Origin of the sequence: Pararoseomonas sp. SCSIO 73927, assembly GCF_037040815.1 — a bacterium.
In the GTDB taxonomy this organism is placed as follows: Bacteria; Pseudomonadota; Alphaproteobacteria; order Acetobacterales; family Acetobacteraceae; genus Roseomonas.
In genome coordinates this window covers 3,479,641-3,495,985 of record NZ_CP146232.1, presented here as the reverse complement: position 1 = coordinate 3,495,985, position 16,345 = coordinate 3,479,641, and the positions used below count along the sequence as shown (strand labels likewise).

The 16,345-nt window shown below is 68.7% G+C and carries 26 protein-coding genes and 1 pseudogene; 11 read left to right on the top strand and 16 right to left on the bottom strand.

Going from position 1 to position 16,345, the window contains the following annotated elements:
- Together VQH23_RS16435 and VQH23_RS16430 are read left to right on the top strand one after the other, a co-directional pair.
- Window positions 1-903 (top strand): NAD(P)-dependent oxidoreductase, encoded by a 903-nt coding sequence (locus tag VQH23_RS16435; RefSeq protein ID WP_338661809.1) that lies wholly within the window; start codon window positions 1-3, stop codon window positions 901-903.
- Complete coding sequence (locus tag VQH23_RS16430; protein WP_338661808.1) at window positions 900-1,595, top strand: substrate-binding domain-containing protein; 696 nt, start codon at window positions 900-902, stop codon at window positions 1,593-1,595. The genes VQH23_RS16435 and VQH23_RS16430 overlap by 4 nt, the downstream gene beginning before the upstream one ends.
- A 3-nt stretch (window positions 1,596-1,598) precedes the next feature.
- On the opposite strand, the pseudogene VQH23_RS16425 reads toward VQH23_RS16430, so the two are convergent.
- Window positions 1,599-1,817 (bottom strand): annotated as a pseudogene (locus VQH23_RS16425) (tripartite tricarboxylate transporter substrate binding protein); the annotation flags it as partial.
- Window positions 1,818-2,060: 243 nt separating this feature from the next.
- Here VQH23_RS16425 and VQH23_RS16420 point away from each other — a divergent pair.
- The 4 genes from VQH23_RS16420 (at window position 2,061) to VQH23_RS16405 (ending at window position 3,226) form a co-directional block, all read left to right on the top strand.
- Entirely contained in the window at window positions 2,061-2,396 is a 336-nt protein-coding gene (locus VQH23_RS16420; protein ID WP_338661807.1) for a hypothetical protein, read from the top strand.
- Window positions 2,393-2,644, top strand: a complete 252-nt coding sequence (locus VQH23_RS16415) for a hypothetical protein (protein WP_338661806.1) — start codon at window positions 2,393-2,395, stop codon at window positions 2,642-2,644. Before VQH23_RS16420 ends, VQH23_RS16415 begins: the two co-directional genes overlap by 4 nt.
- A gap of 88 nt (window positions 2,645-2,732) precedes the next feature.
- Complete coding sequence (locus VQH23_RS16410) at window positions 2,733-2,933, top strand: hypothetical protein (protein WP_338661805.1); 201 nt, start codon at window positions 2,733-2,735, stop codon at window positions 2,931-2,933.
- Complete coding sequence (locus VQH23_RS16405) at window positions 2,930-3,226, top strand: hypothetical protein (RefSeq protein ID WP_338661804.1); 297 nt, start codon at window positions 2,930-2,932, stop codon at window positions 3,224-3,226. Before VQH23_RS16410 ends, VQH23_RS16405 begins: the two co-directional genes overlap by 4 nt.
- Before the next feature lie 37 nt (window positions 3,227-3,263).
- Here the strand turns inward: VQH23_RS16405 and VQH23_RS16400 are convergent, their stop codons facing one another.
- The 4 genes from VQH23_RS16400 to VQH23_RS16385 all read right to left on the bottom strand — a co-directional run bounded on the left by VQH23_RS16400 (window position 3,264) and on the right by VQH23_RS16385 (window position 5,513).
- Window positions 3,264-3,719: a type II toxin-antitoxin system HicB family antitoxin gene (locus VQH23_RS16400; protein WP_338661803.1), complete on the bottom strand. Its 456-nt coding sequence runs from the start codon at window positions 3,717-3,719 to the stop codon at window positions 3,264-3,266.
- Window positions 3,720-4,194: 475 nt separating this feature from the next.
- On the bottom strand, window positions 4,195-4,365 hold the full coding sequence (locus tag VQH23_RS16395) for a hypothetical protein (protein WP_338661802.1): 171 nt from the start codon (window positions 4,363-4,365) through the stop codon (window positions 4,195-4,197).
- Between the two features lie 58 nt (window positions 4,366-4,423).
- Window positions 4,424-4,888, bottom strand: coding sequence for a hypothetical protein (locus VQH23_RS16390; RefSeq protein ID WP_338661801.1), 465 nt, complete (start codon window positions 4,886-4,888; stop codon window positions 4,424-4,426).
- A 388-nt stretch (window positions 4,889-5,276) separates the two neighbouring features.
- Entirely contained in the window at window positions 5,277-5,513 is a 237-nt protein-coding gene (locus VQH23_RS16385) for a hypothetical protein (protein WP_338661800.1), read from the bottom strand.
- A 441-nt stretch (window positions 5,514-5,954) separates the two neighbouring features.
- Between VQH23_RS16385 and VQH23_RS16380 the strand changes: the two genes are divergently transcribed.
- Together VQH23_RS16380 and VQH23_RS16375 are read left to right on the top strand one after the other, a co-directional pair.
- A complete protein-coding gene (locus tag VQH23_RS16380; RefSeq protein WP_338661799.1) occupies window positions 5,955-6,209 on the top strand; it encodes a hypothetical protein in 255 nt (84 codons plus the stop codon).
- Window positions 6,210-7,911: 1,702 nt separating this feature from the next.
- Window positions 7,912-8,100 (top strand): hypothetical protein, encoded by a 189-nt coding sequence (locus tag VQH23_RS16375; RefSeq protein WP_338661798.1) that lies wholly within the window; start codon window positions 7,912-7,914, stop codon window positions 8,098-8,100.
- Window positions 8,101-8,289: 189 nt separating this feature from the next.
- Here VQH23_RS16375 and VQH23_RS26635 read toward each other — a convergent pair whose 3' ends face one another.
- Genes VQH23_RS26635 through VQH23_RS16365 form a run of 3 tightly spaced genes read right to left on the bottom strand, consistent with a single transcriptional unit; the run spans window position 8,290 to window position 9,348 of the window.
- Window positions 8,290-8,532, bottom strand: a complete 243-nt coding sequence (locus VQH23_RS26635; protein WP_408904222.1) for a helix-turn-helix transcriptional regulator — start codon at window positions 8,530-8,532, stop codon at window positions 8,290-8,292.
- A 31-nt stretch (window positions 8,533-8,563) separates the two neighbouring features.
- Entirely contained in the window at window positions 8,564-9,070 is a 507-nt protein-coding gene (locus tag VQH23_RS16370; RefSeq protein WP_338661797.1) for a hypothetical protein, read from the bottom strand.
- Window positions 9,067-9,348, bottom strand: a complete 282-nt coding sequence (locus VQH23_RS16365; protein ID WP_338661796.1) for a hypothetical protein — start codon at window positions 9,346-9,348, stop codon at window positions 9,067-9,069. The genes VQH23_RS16370 and VQH23_RS16365 overlap by 4 nt, the downstream gene beginning before the upstream one ends.
- A 163-nt stretch (window positions 9,349-9,511) precedes the next feature.
- Between VQH23_RS16365 and VQH23_RS16360 the strand changes: the two genes are divergently transcribed.
- A complete protein-coding gene (locus tag VQH23_RS16360) occupies window positions 9,512-9,715 on the top strand; it encodes a hypothetical protein (RefSeq protein WP_338661795.1) in 204 nt (67 codons plus the stop codon).
- 17 nt (window positions 9,716-9,732) lie between these two features.
- Here VQH23_RS16360 and VQH23_RS16355 read toward each other — a convergent pair whose 3' ends face one another.
- Together VQH23_RS16355 and VQH23_RS16350 are read right to left on the bottom strand one after the other, a co-directional pair.
- Complete coding sequence (locus tag VQH23_RS16355; RefSeq protein WP_338661794.1) at window positions 9,733-9,954, bottom strand: hypothetical protein; 222 nt, start codon at window positions 9,952-9,954, stop codon at window positions 9,733-9,735.
- A gap of 52 nt (window positions 9,955-10,006) precedes the next feature.
- On the bottom strand, window positions 10,007-10,234 hold the full coding sequence (locus VQH23_RS16350; RefSeq protein ID WP_338661793.1) for a hypothetical protein: 228 nt from the start codon (window positions 10,232-10,234) through the stop codon (window positions 10,007-10,009).
- Between the two features lie 383 nt (window positions 10,235-10,617).
- Between VQH23_RS16350 and VQH23_RS16345 the strand changes: the two genes are divergently transcribed.
- On the top strand, window positions 10,618-10,821 hold the full coding sequence (locus VQH23_RS16345) for a hypothetical protein (RefSeq protein ID WP_338661792.1): 204 nt from the start codon (window positions 10,618-10,620) through the stop codon (window positions 10,819-10,821).
- Between the two features lie 85 nt (window positions 10,822-10,906).
- A complete protein-coding gene (locus VQH23_RS16340) occupies window positions 10,907-11,149 on the top strand; it encodes a hypothetical protein (protein WP_338661791.1) in 243 nt (80 codons plus the stop codon).
- A 16-nt stretch (window positions 11,150-11,165) separates the two neighbouring features.
- Here VQH23_RS16340 and VQH23_RS16335 read toward each other — a convergent pair whose 3' ends face one another.
- Genes VQH23_RS16335 through VQH23_RS16310 form a run of 6 tightly spaced genes read right to left on the bottom strand, consistent with a single transcriptional unit; the run spans window position 11,166 to window position 16,345 of the window.
- Window positions 11,166-11,468, bottom strand: coding sequence for a hypothetical protein (locus VQH23_RS16335; RefSeq protein WP_338661790.1), 303 nt, complete (start codon window positions 11,466-11,468; stop codon window positions 11,166-11,168).
- Window positions 11,461-11,949 carry a hypothetical protein gene (locus tag VQH23_RS16330; protein ID WP_338661789.1) on the bottom strand — a complete coding sequence of 163 codons (489 nt, stop codon included), beginning with the start codon at window positions 11,947-11,949 and terminating at the stop codon, window positions 11,461-11,463. The genes VQH23_RS16335 and VQH23_RS16330 overlap by 8 nt, the downstream gene beginning before the upstream one ends.
- A 52-nt stretch (window positions 11,950-12,001) precedes the next feature.
- Window positions 12,002-12,322 (bottom strand): hypothetical protein, encoded by a 321-nt coding sequence (locus tag VQH23_RS16325; protein ID WP_338661788.1) that lies wholly within the window; start codon window positions 12,320-12,322, stop codon window positions 12,002-12,004.
- Complete coding sequence (locus tag VQH23_RS16320) at window positions 12,319-12,735, bottom strand: hypothetical protein (RefSeq protein ID WP_338661787.1); 417 nt, start codon at window positions 12,733-12,735, stop codon at window positions 12,319-12,321. The genes VQH23_RS16325 and VQH23_RS16320 overlap by 4 nt, the downstream gene beginning before the upstream one ends.
- The gene (locus VQH23_RS16315) at window positions 12,735-13,814 is read right to left on the bottom strand and encodes a hypothetical protein (RefSeq protein ID WP_338661786.1); all 1,080 of its coding nucleotides are present in this window, start codon (window positions 13,812-13,814) and stop codon (window positions 12,735-12,737) included. Before VQH23_RS16315 ends, VQH23_RS16320 begins: the two co-directional genes overlap by 1 nt.
- Window positions 13,814-16,345 carry a hypothetical protein gene (locus tag VQH23_RS16310; protein ID WP_338661785.1) on the bottom strand — a complete coding sequence of 844 codons (2,532 nt, stop codon included), beginning with the start codon at window positions 16,343-16,345 and terminating at the stop codon, window positions 13,814-13,816. Before VQH23_RS16310 ends, VQH23_RS16315 begins: the two co-directional genes overlap by 1 nt.

The following is a 16,345-nucleotide window of genomic DNA, read 5'->3' as shown; positions in this document are numbered from 1 at the left end:
TTGGACACCATCTCTCCGCCCGCACAGGTCGCCTTCGTCGGGCTCGGCGTCATGGGGGCCTCCATGGCCGCCAACATCGCCAAAGCCGGGTTCAGGCTGTCGGTGGGCAACCGCAGCCGCGGCAAGGCGGAGGCGCTGGAGGCCGTGGGCGCGACATGGGCGGCCAGCCCGGCCGAGGCCGCGCGCGGCGCTGTTTGCGTCGGGCTCTGCCTTCCCGACACGCCGGATGTGGAGGCCGTTCTCTTTGGCCCGGGCGGCGTGGCGGAGGGCGTGGCGCCGGGCACGGTGGTGATCGACTTCAGCACGATCGCGGCGGCGCCCACGGCGGGCTTCGCGAAGCGGCTGCTGGAGGAGCGCGGCGCGCACCTGCTGGACAGCCCCGTGAGCGGCGGTCCGGCCGGCGCGCGGGACGGCACGCTGACCCTCATGATCGGCGGCGACGCGGCCGCCTTCGAGGCGGCACGACCTTTCCTGGAGGCGGTGGGGAAGACGCTGACCCATCTCGGTCCGCCCGGCGCCGGGCAGGTCTGCAAGTCGGCCAACCAGCTCCTCGTCGCGGCCGGTGTGCTGGCGGTTTCGGAGGCGTTGGCGCTGGGGCGCAAGGCGGGGCTGGACCCGGCGGCGATGCGCCAGGCGCTGATGGGCGGCTCCGCCCGCTCCTTCGTGCTGGAGAACCACGCGAAGCGCATCATTGAGGGCACCTTTCAGCCGGGCTTCCGGGCGGAGCTGATGCGCAAGGACACGCGGCTTTCCCTCTCCGCCATGCGGGACCACGGGGTCTTCGCGCCCACCACCGCCGTGGTGGCGCAGATGCTGGAGGCGCTGGTGAACAGCGGCCGCGGGGGAATGGATTCCGCTTCCCTCGGCGCGCTGGTGGCGGAGCTGTCGGGCGTGGAGGGGTGACCCTGCGCGTCCTCTCCACCCTGGCCGTCGCGGGCGCCATGCGGGCGCTGCTGCCACGCTGCGAGGCGGCGGCGGGGATGGAGGTGTCGATCGACTTCTCCCCCACCCAGGGCCTGCTGGCGCGGGTGCGCGCGGGGGAGAGGGCGGAGGCCGCCATCCTGACGGCGGAGGGGCTGGACGCGCTGGTAGCGGAGGGCGTGCTGGACGCGGGGGGCCGCGTGGACCTCGTCCACTCGCATATCGGCCTCGCCGTTCGGGCGGGGGCGCCGCGCTCGCCGATCGGGACGGTGGAGGCGCTGCGGGCGGCGCTGCTGGACGCGCCCTCCCTCGTCTACTCCCGCAGCGGGGCGAGCGGGATCGCCTTCGCGGCGCTGATCGAGACGCTCGGGATCGCCGCCGAGGTGAACGCGAAGGCGCGGGTGATCCCCGCCGGCTTCACCGCGGAGCCCGTTGCGCGCGGGGAGGCCGCGCTAGCCGTGCAGCAGGTGAGCGAGCTTCTGGCCGTGCCGGGGATCGAGGTGATCGGACGCCTGCCGGAGGAGGTGGGCACCGTCGCCGTGTTCGGCGCCGCGCCGTTCAGCGGGCTTCCGGCGGATCGCGCCGGGGCCGCAGGGCGGCTGATCCGCTTCCTCGCCTCCGGGGAGGCAGCGCCGGCCCTGGTGGCGGCGGGGCTGGAGCCGCTGGCGGGGTAGCGCCTACTGCCGCTCGATCTTCGCGCGCTCGATCACCTCGGCCCAGCGGCCGATCTCCTGGTGCACCGCCGCCTTCACCACCCCCGGCGCCATGGGCGGGCGTGGAGCGAGGCCGAGCTCGCCCAGGCGGGCGCGCAGGGCCGGGTCGGCCAGCACCGCCCGCGTCGCCTCGGCGATACGCGCCACCACATCGGGCGGCGTGCCGCCAGGGGCGGCAATGGCGTACCAGGTCTGGCTATACCATGCGGCGCCTTAATACGCTGAAATCATTTAGGCATTAAGCCGCTTCGCCACGATCCTACCCGGCCAGCTACCCGGTTCGGCATCGTGCTTCCGAATGCCACCGCGCAGGGCTGTCGTGCCGCCACCTTCTAGAAATCGAAGTGGAACAGTTAGAGAACATTGGTTAGGATGCCCGCCGCTCCCCCGGCGACCTCTCCCCGGCCCCAACCGAGGATCTGACCCATGGCCAAGCAGCCCCAGCGCCCCTCCGTCCAGCAGGAGGTGGCAACGCGCATCACCCGTCTCATGCAAAAGGAGCCGTCGCCCCAGCGCTGCGTGCTGGAGGTGGAGAACATCGTCGCCGGTCTCCGCCGCGATGAGGACCCTGAGCAGGTGCAGACTTGGCTGGAGGAGCTGCGCGACGGCTTCGCCGAGGCGACGGAGCAGGCGACCGAGGCGGTGGACGAGGTAGAGAGCGGCCAGAAGGCCGAAAAGCGTAAGGCCGAGAACGCCGTGGTCTGTCTGCGCGAGATCAGCGCGGCGTTCGGACGCGCCTTGGAGGAGCCCGTCGCGGCATGAGCGCCACGAAGGATCCGCCCGACGAGTGGCAGTACTGCCCATCCCTGGCCAAGATGACGATGACGGCCGTCGGTCCGTCGGGTGTTGTGCTGACGATGGAGTACCCGCCGGACGAGGCCGCGGCTCTGGACGGGCGCCGCAAGGTGCTGAGCCTAGCACTCAGCCGGCAGCAGATGGAGACGATCGGGGAGGCGCTGGTGCGTGGCGCGGCCCATCTCGGTGCCTCGGCGGTCGCTGGTCATGCCTGACCTAGGCAGTGGGGCGGCGACCCCGGACGGCCCCTTTGCGGAGCGCCATTCCCGCCCAAGTGCACCGCACCAACGCGAAAGCCCCTCGATGCTGCAGCTTAACCCTCCGCTTCCCATGGAGACGCCGAAGGGGCCCGGTCTCGCGCCATTCCTGATCGACTACGGGCCCGAGACCCACCTGATGTGGGTGGTCTTCCTGGACGCGGACGGTGCCTGCTGGACGGTCCCCAACCCGGAGGTGCGGATGTCGACCAACTGGTCGCTTGGCCGGGGAAGACGGGCGACATGATCCGCTGGCGCTCGCGCTGGTCCACCGCCCTGCGTGAGGCGGTGGGAGTGGCCTATCGGGAGGCCGGCGGCCGCGGCGCGGACGAGAACGGGCGGATGAACGCTGGGGTGGAGGCCTTTCTCGACGCCGGCGGCGTGGCCGCCGTCCCGCGCGTGACGGTCGAGGCCATCATCCGGGACCTCTCGCACAACCGGCTGGACTGGCTGCTGGGACCGGCCGAGGAGTGGGCGCTGCGCCAGCACCGCCGCCCGCAGGACGGGCGCTTACGGTGGCGGCGTAGGATGCAGGAGTAAGCACCGTCGCCCCCTCAACAGCGAGCCTTTGGGCAGCCTAATTGGGCAGGCGGGACGAACGCCTGCGAGGACGCATTGCCACATGGCCGGGTACTGCGGCGCCCCAGCTGAGCAGATATGCCTTGTCGGTTTTCTTATCGCCTTCAAGGAAAGTAGCGACCTGCTCTGTAAGTGCCTCGATCTGAGCGCGGGCTGAATTGAGGCTCTCCTGCTGCTCCTTGATCATGGAGCGCTGCGCGGAGATCAGCTTCCTAATCCTCTTCATATCTCGGTCGAAGTCGTCGCCAGTGCAGCCAGGCGCCGGCACATCCCTCCCAAGACGCGCAGCCTCGTCCAGCCACTCCAGAACGGCGGCGTTAAGATCCGCCATAGCAGCTTCAGCAGTATCCCCGTCACCAGTGCAGCCATGAAGATCAGGGGCAAAAGCCACGAAGCCGCCCCCCTCATCCTCAGGGACAGGGCAGACCACCACCGGGTAACGATGATCAGCCATGATCTTCCTCACTCTCCTCGCATGCTTGAATGTGAGCTTCAGCGAGACCTATGAACGATTTGATGTAGATCAGTTTGATTGGCCGCTTATGAGGCACCGTCAAAATGCCGTGCAGATGCGGGCTGGAAACCTTGTAGTGTGATCCCCGAGAGGGAGGCGCACACGTCAGTCCCAGCTGTGAGCACGCTGTCTCGATGTTCGAGATAGTCCAACCTCCAGATGGACTGGCCTTCATCTTCGCCAACATCTTGGAAGCAGGGCGGCGCGTTAGCGCCCGGGTGAGCTCCTGAGGGGCTTCGGTACGGGGCTGAGGCGGCACAGATGGTTCCGTGTTTGGCTCGCATTTATATGCAAGCATTTTTGCTGCCGTCTAGGCCCGCCAACATTACAACGCCCCCTCCCGTACCGCCTGGAGCCGCGCCAGCCGGTCAGCTATGCCCGCCCAGAGCGTCGGGGACGCAACTGCATGGACGCCTCAGGTTGTGATGTGCCCGACTAGCAGCCCCGCTTCGATCATAGACTTGCGCAGCTCGGCCAGATCGGCGGAGGTGGGGCTTTTGCCTGGGTGACGCTCCTGCTCGCGTTCCAGCGCAGCGAGCAGCTCGTGCGCCATTCGCTGGAGTAGGGCACGCTCCTGCTCGGTCATGTCGCTCTCCCCTTGGACTTAGTGAGGGGTAAGTCACCCTGGGGGCTTTGGCCACCCGTCACCTGTCGCTGATCAGCAGTTCCCCGCGCGCGGCGCCGCCACCCTGCCGCGATCCGACCACGTACGTGCCGGGCACCTCCTCCATGGCGAAGCCCTCGAAGATGCGCCGGACCTCCGGGTGGTCGTTGAGCGAGAGCAGGAAGCGCCCTTTCAGCCGGCGCAGGATCTCCGCCAGCGTGGCGAAGTCGTCCCGTTTGGGATTGGTGTATCCGTCCCCCTCAGGCCATATTGGGCAATGCAAGAGGCAGACTTCCGCGCAGGCATCAGGGCCGGCGGCCGCATCGAGAACGTAGTGATTGTGGCCCGGCGCGACGAAGCTGATGGTGTGGAGCACGCCCCCTACCTGCTGGCGAGCTGGCGCCGGAGCTACGTCGCCATCGGCCTGTTCCGCGGTGCCGGTGTGCGCGCCTACCGCGACCTCAATCGACTGGTCCGCTTCCTCCGTGACGACCTTGGCTACCATGGGGCGATTACACTGCATGAGGAAGGCAGTTCGGGCCTCTTGAAGCTGCGGTCCTTCTCTAAGCGGCCGGATGAGCCAGAGCCTACTTCTCCGCCACCCCTGCCGCCCGAAGCCACGCCAGCCTAGGTAGGCACACGATCTGGTTGCGCCTCAGCCACGATGTGCGCCACCTTTGTCGTGGCGGCCGTAAGCTTTCCCAAGGTGGGCCGCCGTCGAGAGGGCCATACTTCTGGTTCGTTCCTTGGACGCTGGTAGTTGCAACACAGGCCTGGGCCGGCACCACTGTGCCGGTCCCCCTCGGCCATGGCAGCGTGCCCGCCTACCCGCCCAGGGCGCATCCCTGTCCGCTGATCCACGCCTGCCACGAGCCTCATCGAACGGAGTGGGACTACAGCACTTCTCCACCATCTTCCTGTAAGGGCTTGCCCTTCTCGTAATCCAAATGCCACTGGCTCGCCCGCTGAAGCTCGCGCATTTGCTCCAACAGCTCCCGCGCCTCCGGCAGCAAGACTTCGTCCCCATCCCCCTCCAACTGCCGGATCAGGGCATCTTGCTTGGCGATCCGCTTTGCCCCCTCTCCGAGGTGGCGTTCGGCCGTCTGCACCGGATTTTCTTCGTCGCTCATGTCAATCAGGACGAGGGCCAGGGCCCTGCCTCGCAATGGCGAACCGCTCGATTGCCAAGTACGATGTGCTGCCAGCTCCATCCTGGGAAGACTTCAGCCCCGGAGAAGAGGCGCAACCTCCGGGGCCTACTTCCCCACCAGCGCCCATGGTGGGGTCAGGTCCGGAACGGGCAGATGTTGGAGCGGTTGCCTTTCGAGTTCCGGCCAGCCCCAGCGGGTGCCCAACAAAGCAAGACGGCCGACAGAGGTCACCCTGTCGGCCGCCGCACTTCAGCCCTGGACAGGCTGAACGCCCCCTTGGGCCTACTTACCCGCCTGGACGGCGGGGTCGAGTTAACGAACGGCAAGGTGGATGACGAGTTGCCCACACCCGGCCACGTCGAACACAGACACCCAGGGCAGAGAAGCATCCCAGCGTCATGTAACAGCGTTTGTCGCACCATGGACCGACAGCCGCACTTCACCGATATCTTCGCCCACGAAGGGCACGCCTTCCGCGCGGTGGCCTACGAGGCGGGAGATCGCTGGGAACTGGCCATCATTGATGAGGATGGACTGATCCGCTGTTTCTGGCGTCCGGATCCGGACATGTTGCAGGAGCGCCCTGCGGAGATGGTTCCGTCCGTGTTGAAGATGATAATCATCATGGTCAAGCAGGGGGTACTGCCACTTCAGGCGGCACAGCGGGCCGACTAAGAGGGGCGCCGTGGCTGCGTCGTACTGGGGAGTGCTCCCATGGGGACGGGATTAATGGGCCAGCCTCCTGACCCACCACGGCGCCGAGAAAGACAAACATTAGGTCGGCTCATTTCCAAACGTCACAAGATGACAATGTTCTGTGAAGTTGCTTCTGTTGTCTTTGCCTTGCACTCTTCACTTGCCGCTGCCCGTGGCATCAGCCCAGTCTTGCCGCGGCGGCCCGATGGAACCTGGCGGGCCGCTGTCGAGAGGGCCGATCCACCGACCACCTCCAGCTGCAACACAGGCCTGGGCCGGCGCGAGAATGCCGGCCCTCCTCGGCCCTGCAACTTCGCCCAGGAATGTGCCAATGCGAGTGAGGCTTTGCCTACCGTCTCCGCATGGAAAGGAGCCCTCCCTACTGGGAACGGCCGACCTCGAAGAGGAGGTCGTGGGCTATCTCCGACGTGTGAAGCACCCGGAGGGTTGCCTTATCAGCTTCTCGGTGCCGGGAGTTGGGATGTGCACTGCCCGCTGGGTCGGAGACGATATCCAGACTGTGACTGTTCCCCATGCAGAAGCAGCCACGAGGTGGTTAGGGTTCGAGCCGATCGGTTCGTAGACTGTGCGCCTGCGGAAACAGCGGCGGTTCCGGCCGGGGTGTTCGACTACCAAGACCGGACAGTTCAGCTGCAGCGCCTCGCGGGATCGGATAGTGCCCCTCCTGCCGCACTCCGGTTGCCACTTCCACCTAGCTCAGCTTGCGCGATCAGTTGTACCGGCCGAGCCTAGGCTCGGATCGGCCTGCTCAAGCTGATCGGCGAGCTGTTGATAGGCAGCCCGTTCGGTTAGTGAGTAGGTAGGCTCGGCCGCTCCACGACGCATCGCCCTCCACGCCGCACTGACCTGAATGGGCGGCTTCCTCGGTGCTTGCAGGAGGGCCCTGACTGCCTCCCTCCTTCGGCGCCGTGCGTCCGGGTGATTAGGCGAGCGAGAAATCTGACGATCCATCGGCCCCAGTCTCTTCTCGCGTGATCGGGTCCAATAATCTTGCGAAGCGTCAAAAATTGCAAAAAAGGAATGACGTCTGCGCACTCAAGAGTTCGCGACTGTTTACAGGTTCAAAGAACCTCGACCTGTCCCGACACGGCCCTCGCGGCCTGGAACCGCGCCAAACGCTCCCCGGAACCGTCGAGCGTGCCTCCACTACCACCTACAGCACCTGCTCTCACCGGCTAGCCAAGCTCCAACGTTGCAGCTTCTCCGGGCAGCAGTGGGCGCAGCAGTCCGGCTACTCGTCTCCTTCCGGAACCCCGAGATGCCTGCTGAAACTCGCGGCGAGTTGGGAGCGCAACGTAATTTGCGCCACCGCGTTGCCGGTCACCGGCGCCTCCACAAGGCAGCGCTCCAGCTCCACCCGCATCCGCGCCAAGGCCTCACTTCGCAGGTGATCAGGCACGTCCCGCAACACTCGGCTCACTGCTGCACTAACGGCGGCGTCAAGGTCGGAAGCAGTGAAAAGTGTAGCCTCGGGTTTGCTGGGCACGTGACTTTCAACCTTTTCAATGATCTTGTCGACAGACTTACCGGCAGGAGCGAAGTTGGTCAGCCGTATTTCTACCGAAGGTTGAACAATCGGCCGTGATGCCCAGACTACTCAGTGGCCGTTTTAACCGCCGGGACCACTTCGGCCACAAAGATGGGCGGGTCAGGGGACATCATGAACACGGAAGAAGGTGATGGTCGACCACCCTATCGGTCGCGCCTCGGACAGGGGCAAGCGGCCTCGAAAGCAGACTTTGAGAAGGTGATGTCCGACTTGATCAAGTTTGCCGGGGACGAGCGCAGCGAGGCGCTGCCGCTGCTCGTGAGCATCCTGATCATCATCGATGAACGTACGCGAGAATAGCTGACCTTCTCAGAGGCGCTCCTATCCCGCCACCCGGTTCAGCTGCCAGCCTCAGGCGAAATCCTTTTGCGTTGGGTTCGACTCGGTGATTTCCATGTAGCGGACGGACTGCTGGGCGGTGACCATCGCGAACGGCACAGGGCTGGTGTCCAGCGTTCCGCAAAGCTGAGAACCACGTCAGCCAGCCAATTAGTCAGGCCAGCTATCTTTCTTTGTTCGCTTCACCACGTTGTCGCCGCCAGGAGCGGTCCGGAGTTCAAGGCCGGCTCGCCTGAACGCACTGCTGATGGCCGAGCAGGTCAGATCCGAGGGTCTGTGCCTGCCCTCCTCCAAGTTGATGACGGTCTGCCTCGAAACAAGAGCGGCAACGGCGAGATCCATCCTAGTCCAGCCGAGCAGTTGTCTCCCAGCCCGGCATAACTCTGGCGACACAATAATCGTCCCTGGCAGACTTAAAACTAACTTATGTTGGATTTCGAGCTCGCGCCACAGCTTCCAGCGCCGCCTCCCATCTGGCGCCCCAGGTCTGCGGGTGCGGCTTCCCCGGGTGCCAGCGGGAGACGTAGTAGCGCCAGCCAGCGTCCGGCTGGTCCATGCCCGGCAGCGGTGCCGGGTGGCCGAGCAGCAGCAGCCGGGCGAAAGCGCAGGCCAGCAGGTCATTGTGCTCCAGGGCGGCGTGGACCAGGAGCCGATCGGGGGCCACGTCCAGATCCGCGCAGACCCGCGCTGCCAACTCCTTGGTCCTGGCCCCGGTCAGCACCTCGGCCGTGCCGCTCATCGGCCCGCCCTCGAACTGCCACCAGCCGCGTGCCGGGCCGTTGCCCATCTGCCGGCGCTCCGTAAACCGGCTCTCCTGCCCGCCGATCGCCAGCAGCATCACCCGCGCCCGGTCGTCGCTCTTCACGCCCAGGCCGGCCAGCCAGGCCAGCACCGGATCCACCGTCAGGCGGAGGCATAGGGCGGGGGTCACCGCCCCACCCCCAGCATCCGGTCCACCGTGGCCGCACGCGCCGCGCTGCCCGCGCTGGAGCCGATGTGATAGCCGACCACGGCCGTGTTCCAGCCCAGCACCGCGCCGAGGGCGATGTTGAACATGTCCCGGTTCTCGGTCGGAAGCTGGATGAAGATCAGCGCCCCCAGCATGAGGATCAGGATCAGCGGCGAGACGACGGTGACGATGAGCTGCCCGATCCCCGGCCGGCCAGAGGGCACAACGGGATCGGCAGCCGGCGCGAGTGCGTCGGACATTGTTCAACTCCAGCTATGTTGTGGTATCCGGCTGCCGGCCGGACGCGGATCTCTCATGCATTTTGAGGATGCTTCGGCGACCGGTTCGGGCCGGTTTGCGCCGGGTTGCTTGGAGGGCGGGCGACAGGTAGTCGAGACGTCCCGCCGGAGCGTGGAGTGCACAATGTCCACGCCGCCGGACGGCTACGCCCGGGTCGACCGCATCATGGAGATGCTAGACCCGTCTGACGGTGTTCGGAGGGTCGGGATCGGGATCACAACGTCCACCGGCTCGAAGGTTGTCTTCCTCACGGTCGAGCGGGCCCTCGAACTTGGCATCTATGGCGCGTACCGCCGGCGAACCCTGGTTCCGCTGCCGCTTGAGTGAGCGGCTCGGCACAGTGGTTATGCAGGGTCCAGCAGGGCGCCACTGATGATGCCCTCCGCCATTCGGTTGACCGCGGCTAGGGTTGAGGCCGGGTTCTCGGTGACGGCCGCGAGGCACCCGACGACGCTGCCAAGCACACCGGCCAGCACCACGGGATCCTCGCCGATCCCTGCATGCCGCAGGGCGGCCATCACCGCCTCAGCACCCGCTTCCATGCGGGCAGCCTGCGCTTCGCTCATCGCGCTCTCCATGTCCGGGGCTGGAGACGGGGCCGAAGCCCCGCCCGTCGTATCAGGCCGTGGCGTGCTTCACGGCCCACATCACCGCCTGCTCGGCGTTGGTGATTGCCAGCGACAGCTCGCGGCTGTTTCCGGCGTCGCGGCAGAGCTGGATGAAGGCCGCGCCGGCATCCTTCAGCGCCACCATGCGCGCCTTCTCGTCGGAGAGGACGCGGTAGGCGTGGCGCACCGCGTTGTTCGCCGTCCGGTCGTCGGAGGCGCTGTCCACCATCTTGTCCATAGCCGTGCTCTTTCAGCCGCGCTCTGGCGGCAGAGCCGGGGCATTAGGCCGCCGGCACGCGGGCGCCCTGGCCCGGCGTCTCGAAATGTCAGAGGTGCCCGGCGTTCCGTCCGGGCGCGGAATTTTCACCAATTTTGGGGATGTTGCGCGATGCAGACGGGCGTTTGCTTCCGTAAGACACGGGAGGAGGGCGGTTGGTGGATCGTGAGCCGGTGACAATGGTGATTGCGATATCCGTCATCGCGTTTCTGATATTCGTCGCAGCCTACGCCTTGTTGTGAGTAGGTCCGGTCACGCGGCGACAGCGTGTCGAACCGGGGTGGACGTCCGAAGCAGCACCCGGTAGATACGCGATCCCGATCGTTACGATTGTCGCACACTTGATGGCTGACATCCCTGCCGGCTTCGCCAGGATTATGCGCCTGTCGTCCACGGTCGTGGAAGAAACCGGCGTCCGCGTGGTGGCAGTCGAATTCCAGAGTGCCGAGAGCTATTCCATCGTCCTCGTTACCTCCGAGCGCGCTTACGAGCTTCGCCTCTACTCTGCCCTGAAGGCAGGGGCCTTGGTCCGTTTGCCAATTCGTTAGTCGACCATACGTAGGTGCACCAGAGACCTTGTAACGCTGGACCACGCGCTGGCTGGCGGCGTATCCAGAGCCTCAGAGGCTCCCGATGACCGAGAAGGCCCAGCTCCGGGCAGAAGACGTGATTGAAAGGCTGGCCGCAGCTTTCCTCCCGACGCCATGCGCGGCCATGTTCCGAAGCGGTCGAAGCCTCATCGAACTTTCTATACCCTGCCACTTCGGCCCGCTCCTGGTGCCTGACCTCGTGGTTGAGGAGCTTCAGAAGCCAGAAGTTTTGGAAGGGACGATCCGTCGCATCCAGCAACAGGTGCGGGACCTTTGTCTGGCCTGACCGGCCGGGCGCGGGGTTACTCGATATCCTTGAAGACCGGCACCACGGGCAGCGGCGCACGATCGCCGGCCCGGATCAGGCGCTCGGCCGCGTCGTGCCGGATCGCGACCGCCGCCAGGACGGCCTCGCTGATGAAGGCATGCGCATGGGCGAGCCGGCGACGTAGCTTCCGGTTCTCCGCCTCCAGCTCCTCCTCGTCCTCCCGGTTGATGGTGTCCCGCCGCGAGCGGATGGCGCCGTAGGCGGTGAGAAGGCCGGCGAGGCCGGCGAAGAACATGGAGCCGATCGCGACGATCTGCTCCGGGGTCAGGCTAGGCATATCGGCGCCACAGCCTCCACGACAGGATGCCGGCGATGGTCGTGAGCGCCAGCAGCAGGGTGATGATGGGGGAGAACGGGTCCAGGCTCTTCGCGCCGACCGAGACGGTGACGTGGAAGAGGGTCACGAAACCCGCCGTCTGCACGAGCGCCCGCTGCCGCAGGCTCCCCATCCGCAGGGCGGCGATCTGCCAGGGGAACAGCACGAAGCCGATCCACGGCCAGAGCCAGCCGCCGAGAGAGTTGAGGATCGCGAGCGCGGGGCGGTCGGTCAGCGCGTCAGGCGCCAGCAGGTTGGCGACCGACCAGCTCAGCCAGGTGATGGCGAAGGTCGCCTCCAGCCACTGCGGGTAGCGGAAGGGGTCGCGGAACCAGCCGGCCGTGACCTCGGCCGATCGCGACGCCGCCCTGGCTGCGGCGTCCAGGGCGGCGTCGCTGGCGCCGGTGACCCCGAGGGGCCGGAGGTTGGGGCTGCTGGGCATCACGCCCTCCCTGTGCGAGCGCGGAAAACAGTCGGCATCAGGTCGCACTCCTTCAAATCAGCCCGCGGTCGCGGTGCGAGGCGAGCGCCTCGGCGCAGTGCCCCGGGGCGAGGTTCACGAGGTCCACGGCGCGCACGCGCAGCGCGGCGCCGGGCTTGCCGCGCTCCAGCAGCAGGGCGGACCAGGCGGAGAAGGTGACGGTGCGCGACCCGCCCGTCGCCGCGTTCAGCAGGCACGAGGCGCCGCTCCCGATCTCCTCGGCGTAGGTGCGGCGGCCGAACAGGATCACCGCCGGGACCAGCGGCGCCAGGATCAGCAGGGCGAGCACCAGCCCGAAGCCCTCGATCAGGCGGCGGGACGCCTCGCGGATCATGGGGCGTCCTCCAGCGGCTGCTCGGGCTCCCCGCCCTCCGGCTCTGGTTTTGGCTCCGGCGCCGGGCCTGGCATGGCCTCCAGGCGCGCGTCGGCGCCCGGGAAGGTGGCCGCGAGATCCAGCACCGCGTCGGCCAGCGCCTCCGGCATGCCGCCCTCGACCAGGTCCGCGCGCTCCATCCGCACCGCGTACTCGATGGCGTCCGCCTTCTCCGGGTCCTGCGCCGCCTCGGCGAGGATCACGTCCAGCACCGAGACGCCCGCCTGTCCCGGCATCGGGGTGGCGCGCGCGGCGCGGCGGAAGGCCACGGGAAGCACGCTCGCGACGCGCTGCCTCGTCGGGGCCGCGCTCTGCAGGGCCAGGTAGAACTCCCCCGTGCAGGGCTCGACCGTGATGGCGGAGTTGTCCTCCATCACGCCAGCTTCCGGAGCGAGAAGGTCGAGCCGGCGCGGACCCCCTGGCCCAGGCCGTCCACGATGCGGAGGATCCTCGCGCGGCCACCGCTGACCTCCGCCCACCCCCGGCGGATGGCGCGGGTGCTGCCGTCCCGGATGTGGCCCAGGGTGAAAACGAAGCCGCTGAAGCCGGACCCGTCGAGGTAGATGGTGCACACCAGCCGGCTCATCGCGGCCGGCACGTCGTGGAGCGGGGAGAAGCTGATCACGCCCGAGGTCACGTCCTGGGTCGTGCTGTAGGCGCCGGCGTAGGCCAGCTCCAGCTGCTGGCTGTAGCTCCCGGCCCCGAGGAAGGTGGTGCCGTCGACCGAGACGAAACCCACCAGGGACCGCCCCGCCCCCGTGCCGGCCAGGCCGGTGATGCTCGCCGTCAGCTCGAAGACAGACCCCGTGGCGGGAAGGGCGATGTTCACCCCACCATCGGCGGAGGTGGTGATGGTGGAGACCACCCGCGCGGCATCCACGTCCATCTGCCGCGCCGCGTGGGCCGCCGCGGACGGGGCCGGCACGCTGAGCGGCAGGTTCGCCACCGTGCCGTCCTTGGTGACCGTGAGCACGTCGGCGAGGACGCTGCCGAACAGCGCTCGGAAGCGCGCCAGCGGCCCGCCCGGGTCGGCGACCACGTCGAGCGGCGCCGCGCGCTCCCGCCCGGCATCCCCCCCGAGCCCCAGCCAGCCGTTGGTGTCGAGCATCGCCACGTCGTCGGAGCTGAGGCCGAGCACCACGTACTTGGTGCCGCTGCCCCAGTTCACGGCCGAGGTGCCGCCGCTCCGGTTCCGGCGCACCAGGGGGCGCGTGAGGGTCCACACGCCGGCGCCGTCCCGCGTGAGCACGCCGACGCCGCGGTCCCAGTTCGTCGGGCTGCCGCCCGTCCCGACCGCGTTGAGGGAGGCGAAGGTGTAGCGGCGGCCGCTGACGAGGCCGGCCAGATCCGGGTCGTGGAAGCCCGGCACCGCCGGTCCCAGCACCAGCGCGCCGTTGCCTGTGCTCTCCGTCGTGACGAGCACGCGGTCCGCGCCGAAGGTCGGGGCGACCATCAGCAGTCCTCCTCGATGGTGAGTTCCAGGGATCGGATCCCGTGGCGGGGCTCCGACTTGCCGGCGGCGACCTTGCCCAGCAGGCCCTCGTCGGAGGCGCGGGTCAGGAGCGGCGCCACGAAGACCTGCCCGCCCTGGCCGGCCTCGGCGATGATCGCCTGGATGACTGCCGCCTCCTCAGGGGCGAGGATCGGCAGGCTCACGCTGCGGGTGCGGTAGCGGCCGCCCGTCTCGCCGAAGCGCACGCCAGAGCCCGCGGCGCGCTCGCTGGTGCCAGCATCCTGCGGGGTCTCCGGCATGCCGTAGCCCGGCGACTTCCGGGTGATCACCCCTTCGCTGGGCCGGATGCGGCCGAGCTGCAGGTAGGGCCGCGTCGAGGTCCACTGGATGGTCACGTAGCGCGCGAGCTGGCCGCCGGGGTGCCGCTCCCCGGTGGGCAGGTAGGAGCGGCCCCAGGGTGCGCCCGGCGCCCGCGACAGGGCGGCCTGAGCAAAGACCACGAAGGGGTCCAGGGCCGGTGCCTCGACTTGGCCGCGCAGCACCGCCTCCAGGGTCCTGGCGCCCTCTGGCGGCAGTCCCGCGACGCGCAGCAGGGTGTAGCGGTCCAGCGTGCGGCCGTCGGTTGCGTCAGAGGGCGGCAGGGGCGCGCCGGTCGTCTCGGCCACCACCTCGCCCGTGGCCGAGCGCCAGCGCAGCGCCAGCACCGCCTGGCAGCCCCGCGGCAGGGCGCGGAGCTGGACCTCCCACATCCGGTCGCCGCCCAGCAGGCCGGTCCGGGACAGGGCCGCGGCCTGCTCCCTCGTCACGGCGCGGCGGTAGAGACGGATCTCGCGGGTGAGGATGGTGCCGGCGCCGCCCACCACCCACAGGCGGTTCACCGGGCCCGTGTAGCCGGCCAGGTCCTCGCCGCTGCTCGCCCCGTTGCGAAAGCCGTAGAACCGCTCGGAGCCGGTGACGTAGGCCTGTCGGAAGGGCACGGCATAGGGGTAGGTGGTGGCGCCCGCGAACTGCGCCTGGAACACGGCGCCGGCGCGCGTCTGCTCCGACGCCGCGAACGTCGGGATGCCGCCGGCCACGGCGACGCTCGCCCGGTCGGCCGTGCCGGCGCCGTTGTTCAGCCGGACCTCGTGCACGAAGCCGGCGGAGGCCGCGGCCGTCACCACGCGGTCCGTGTAGAGCGTGTAGCCCTCCGCCGGCGCGACGGCGCCGAAGAAGTGCTCCCCCTCCCGCGTGGAGGCGCCCGTCGTGCCGACCGGCGGCAGGACCAGGGTGGTCGGCGCCGCGGCCTGCTCGATCTGCTGGCCGCCGAGCCCGTAGCGATAGGTCGCCACGGTGGGAAAGAAGATGCGCACGTAGCACAGGACACTGGCCGTGCCGGCGGGAGCGACATCGCTGACGGAGACGCGCGTCGCCTTGCTGGGGGAGAGGATGGCGATGGCAGGACCGATTGTGGTCCGGAGGGTGGCTCCCCCGCTGTCGAGAAAGACGAGCTCGGACCGGGCGCCCAGGTCGCTCAGTTCCGGCTTGAAGTTGCAGAGGTAGAAGGACCCGCTCCACGCCTCGCCCGGCGCGGCCGTCGTGGCGGCGGCCTCCACGGCGGTGCGGCGGTTGAAGTTGGCGCTGGGCGCGGCGCAGTTCACATCCAGCAGCGTCAACCCCTCGACCACCGCACGCCCGTTGATGCTCTGCCCGCTGGCGAGCCCAAAGCCGATGGGAGCACCGTTGGGCTGCCCGTTGGCGGGGATCACGCGCGGGTTCGTGGCCCAGTTGACCGTGCGATCCTCGGACAGGTGGCCCAGGCAGGCGCCCGTGTCCGGGTCGTACTGGATGCGCGGCACATCGGCCGGCACCTCCTCCCACGCCGTGCCGGTCCAGCGCGTCGCCATGGCGCCGGCCGGGGCGTGCGGCCGGGAGGTGGCGAGGCCCGCCGGCATGCCGTCGCGGACGAAGTTCCAGGTCACGTCCGCCGCCGGCTCCGCGTCCAGCAGCGAGACGGCCGCGAAGGCCGCCTCCATCGGCGCGCCGGGCGTCAGGGCGCCGGCGCGGCGGAGCAGGCCGGAGCCCTCGCCGTGCAGCCGCCAGCGCCCGGCGGCCGGCTCCACGGCCGTGGCGCCGCCGCCCGCCGTCCAGCCATCGGCCGCGTCCGTCAGGCAGGGGTTCCAGATCCGGTTCGGCTCCACCGCCGCCCCGATCGGCCACACCCAGCGCCCGGCCGGCATGGCGGCGCAGACCTCGCCCGTGTCCAGCACGTCGGTGCCGTCCGGCGCGACGGCGCTGCAGGTGAGGCGGATGCGGCTGTGCGCCTCGCACAGCATCTCGTCGGCCGGCGTCGCCAGCACCAGCGCGGCGAGGTCCCGCTGCCCGGCCAGGGCGAGGCGGATCACCCGCGTGACCTCGTTCCCGCTGCGCCAGGTCTCCCCGATAAGGTCGGTGAGGACGGCGCCGATGCCCTGGCCCGCCAGCTCGCTGGACGCGCTGATCTGCGCGCCCGCCTCCTGCAGCAGGTCGCGTCCCCCGATGATGGCGCTCAT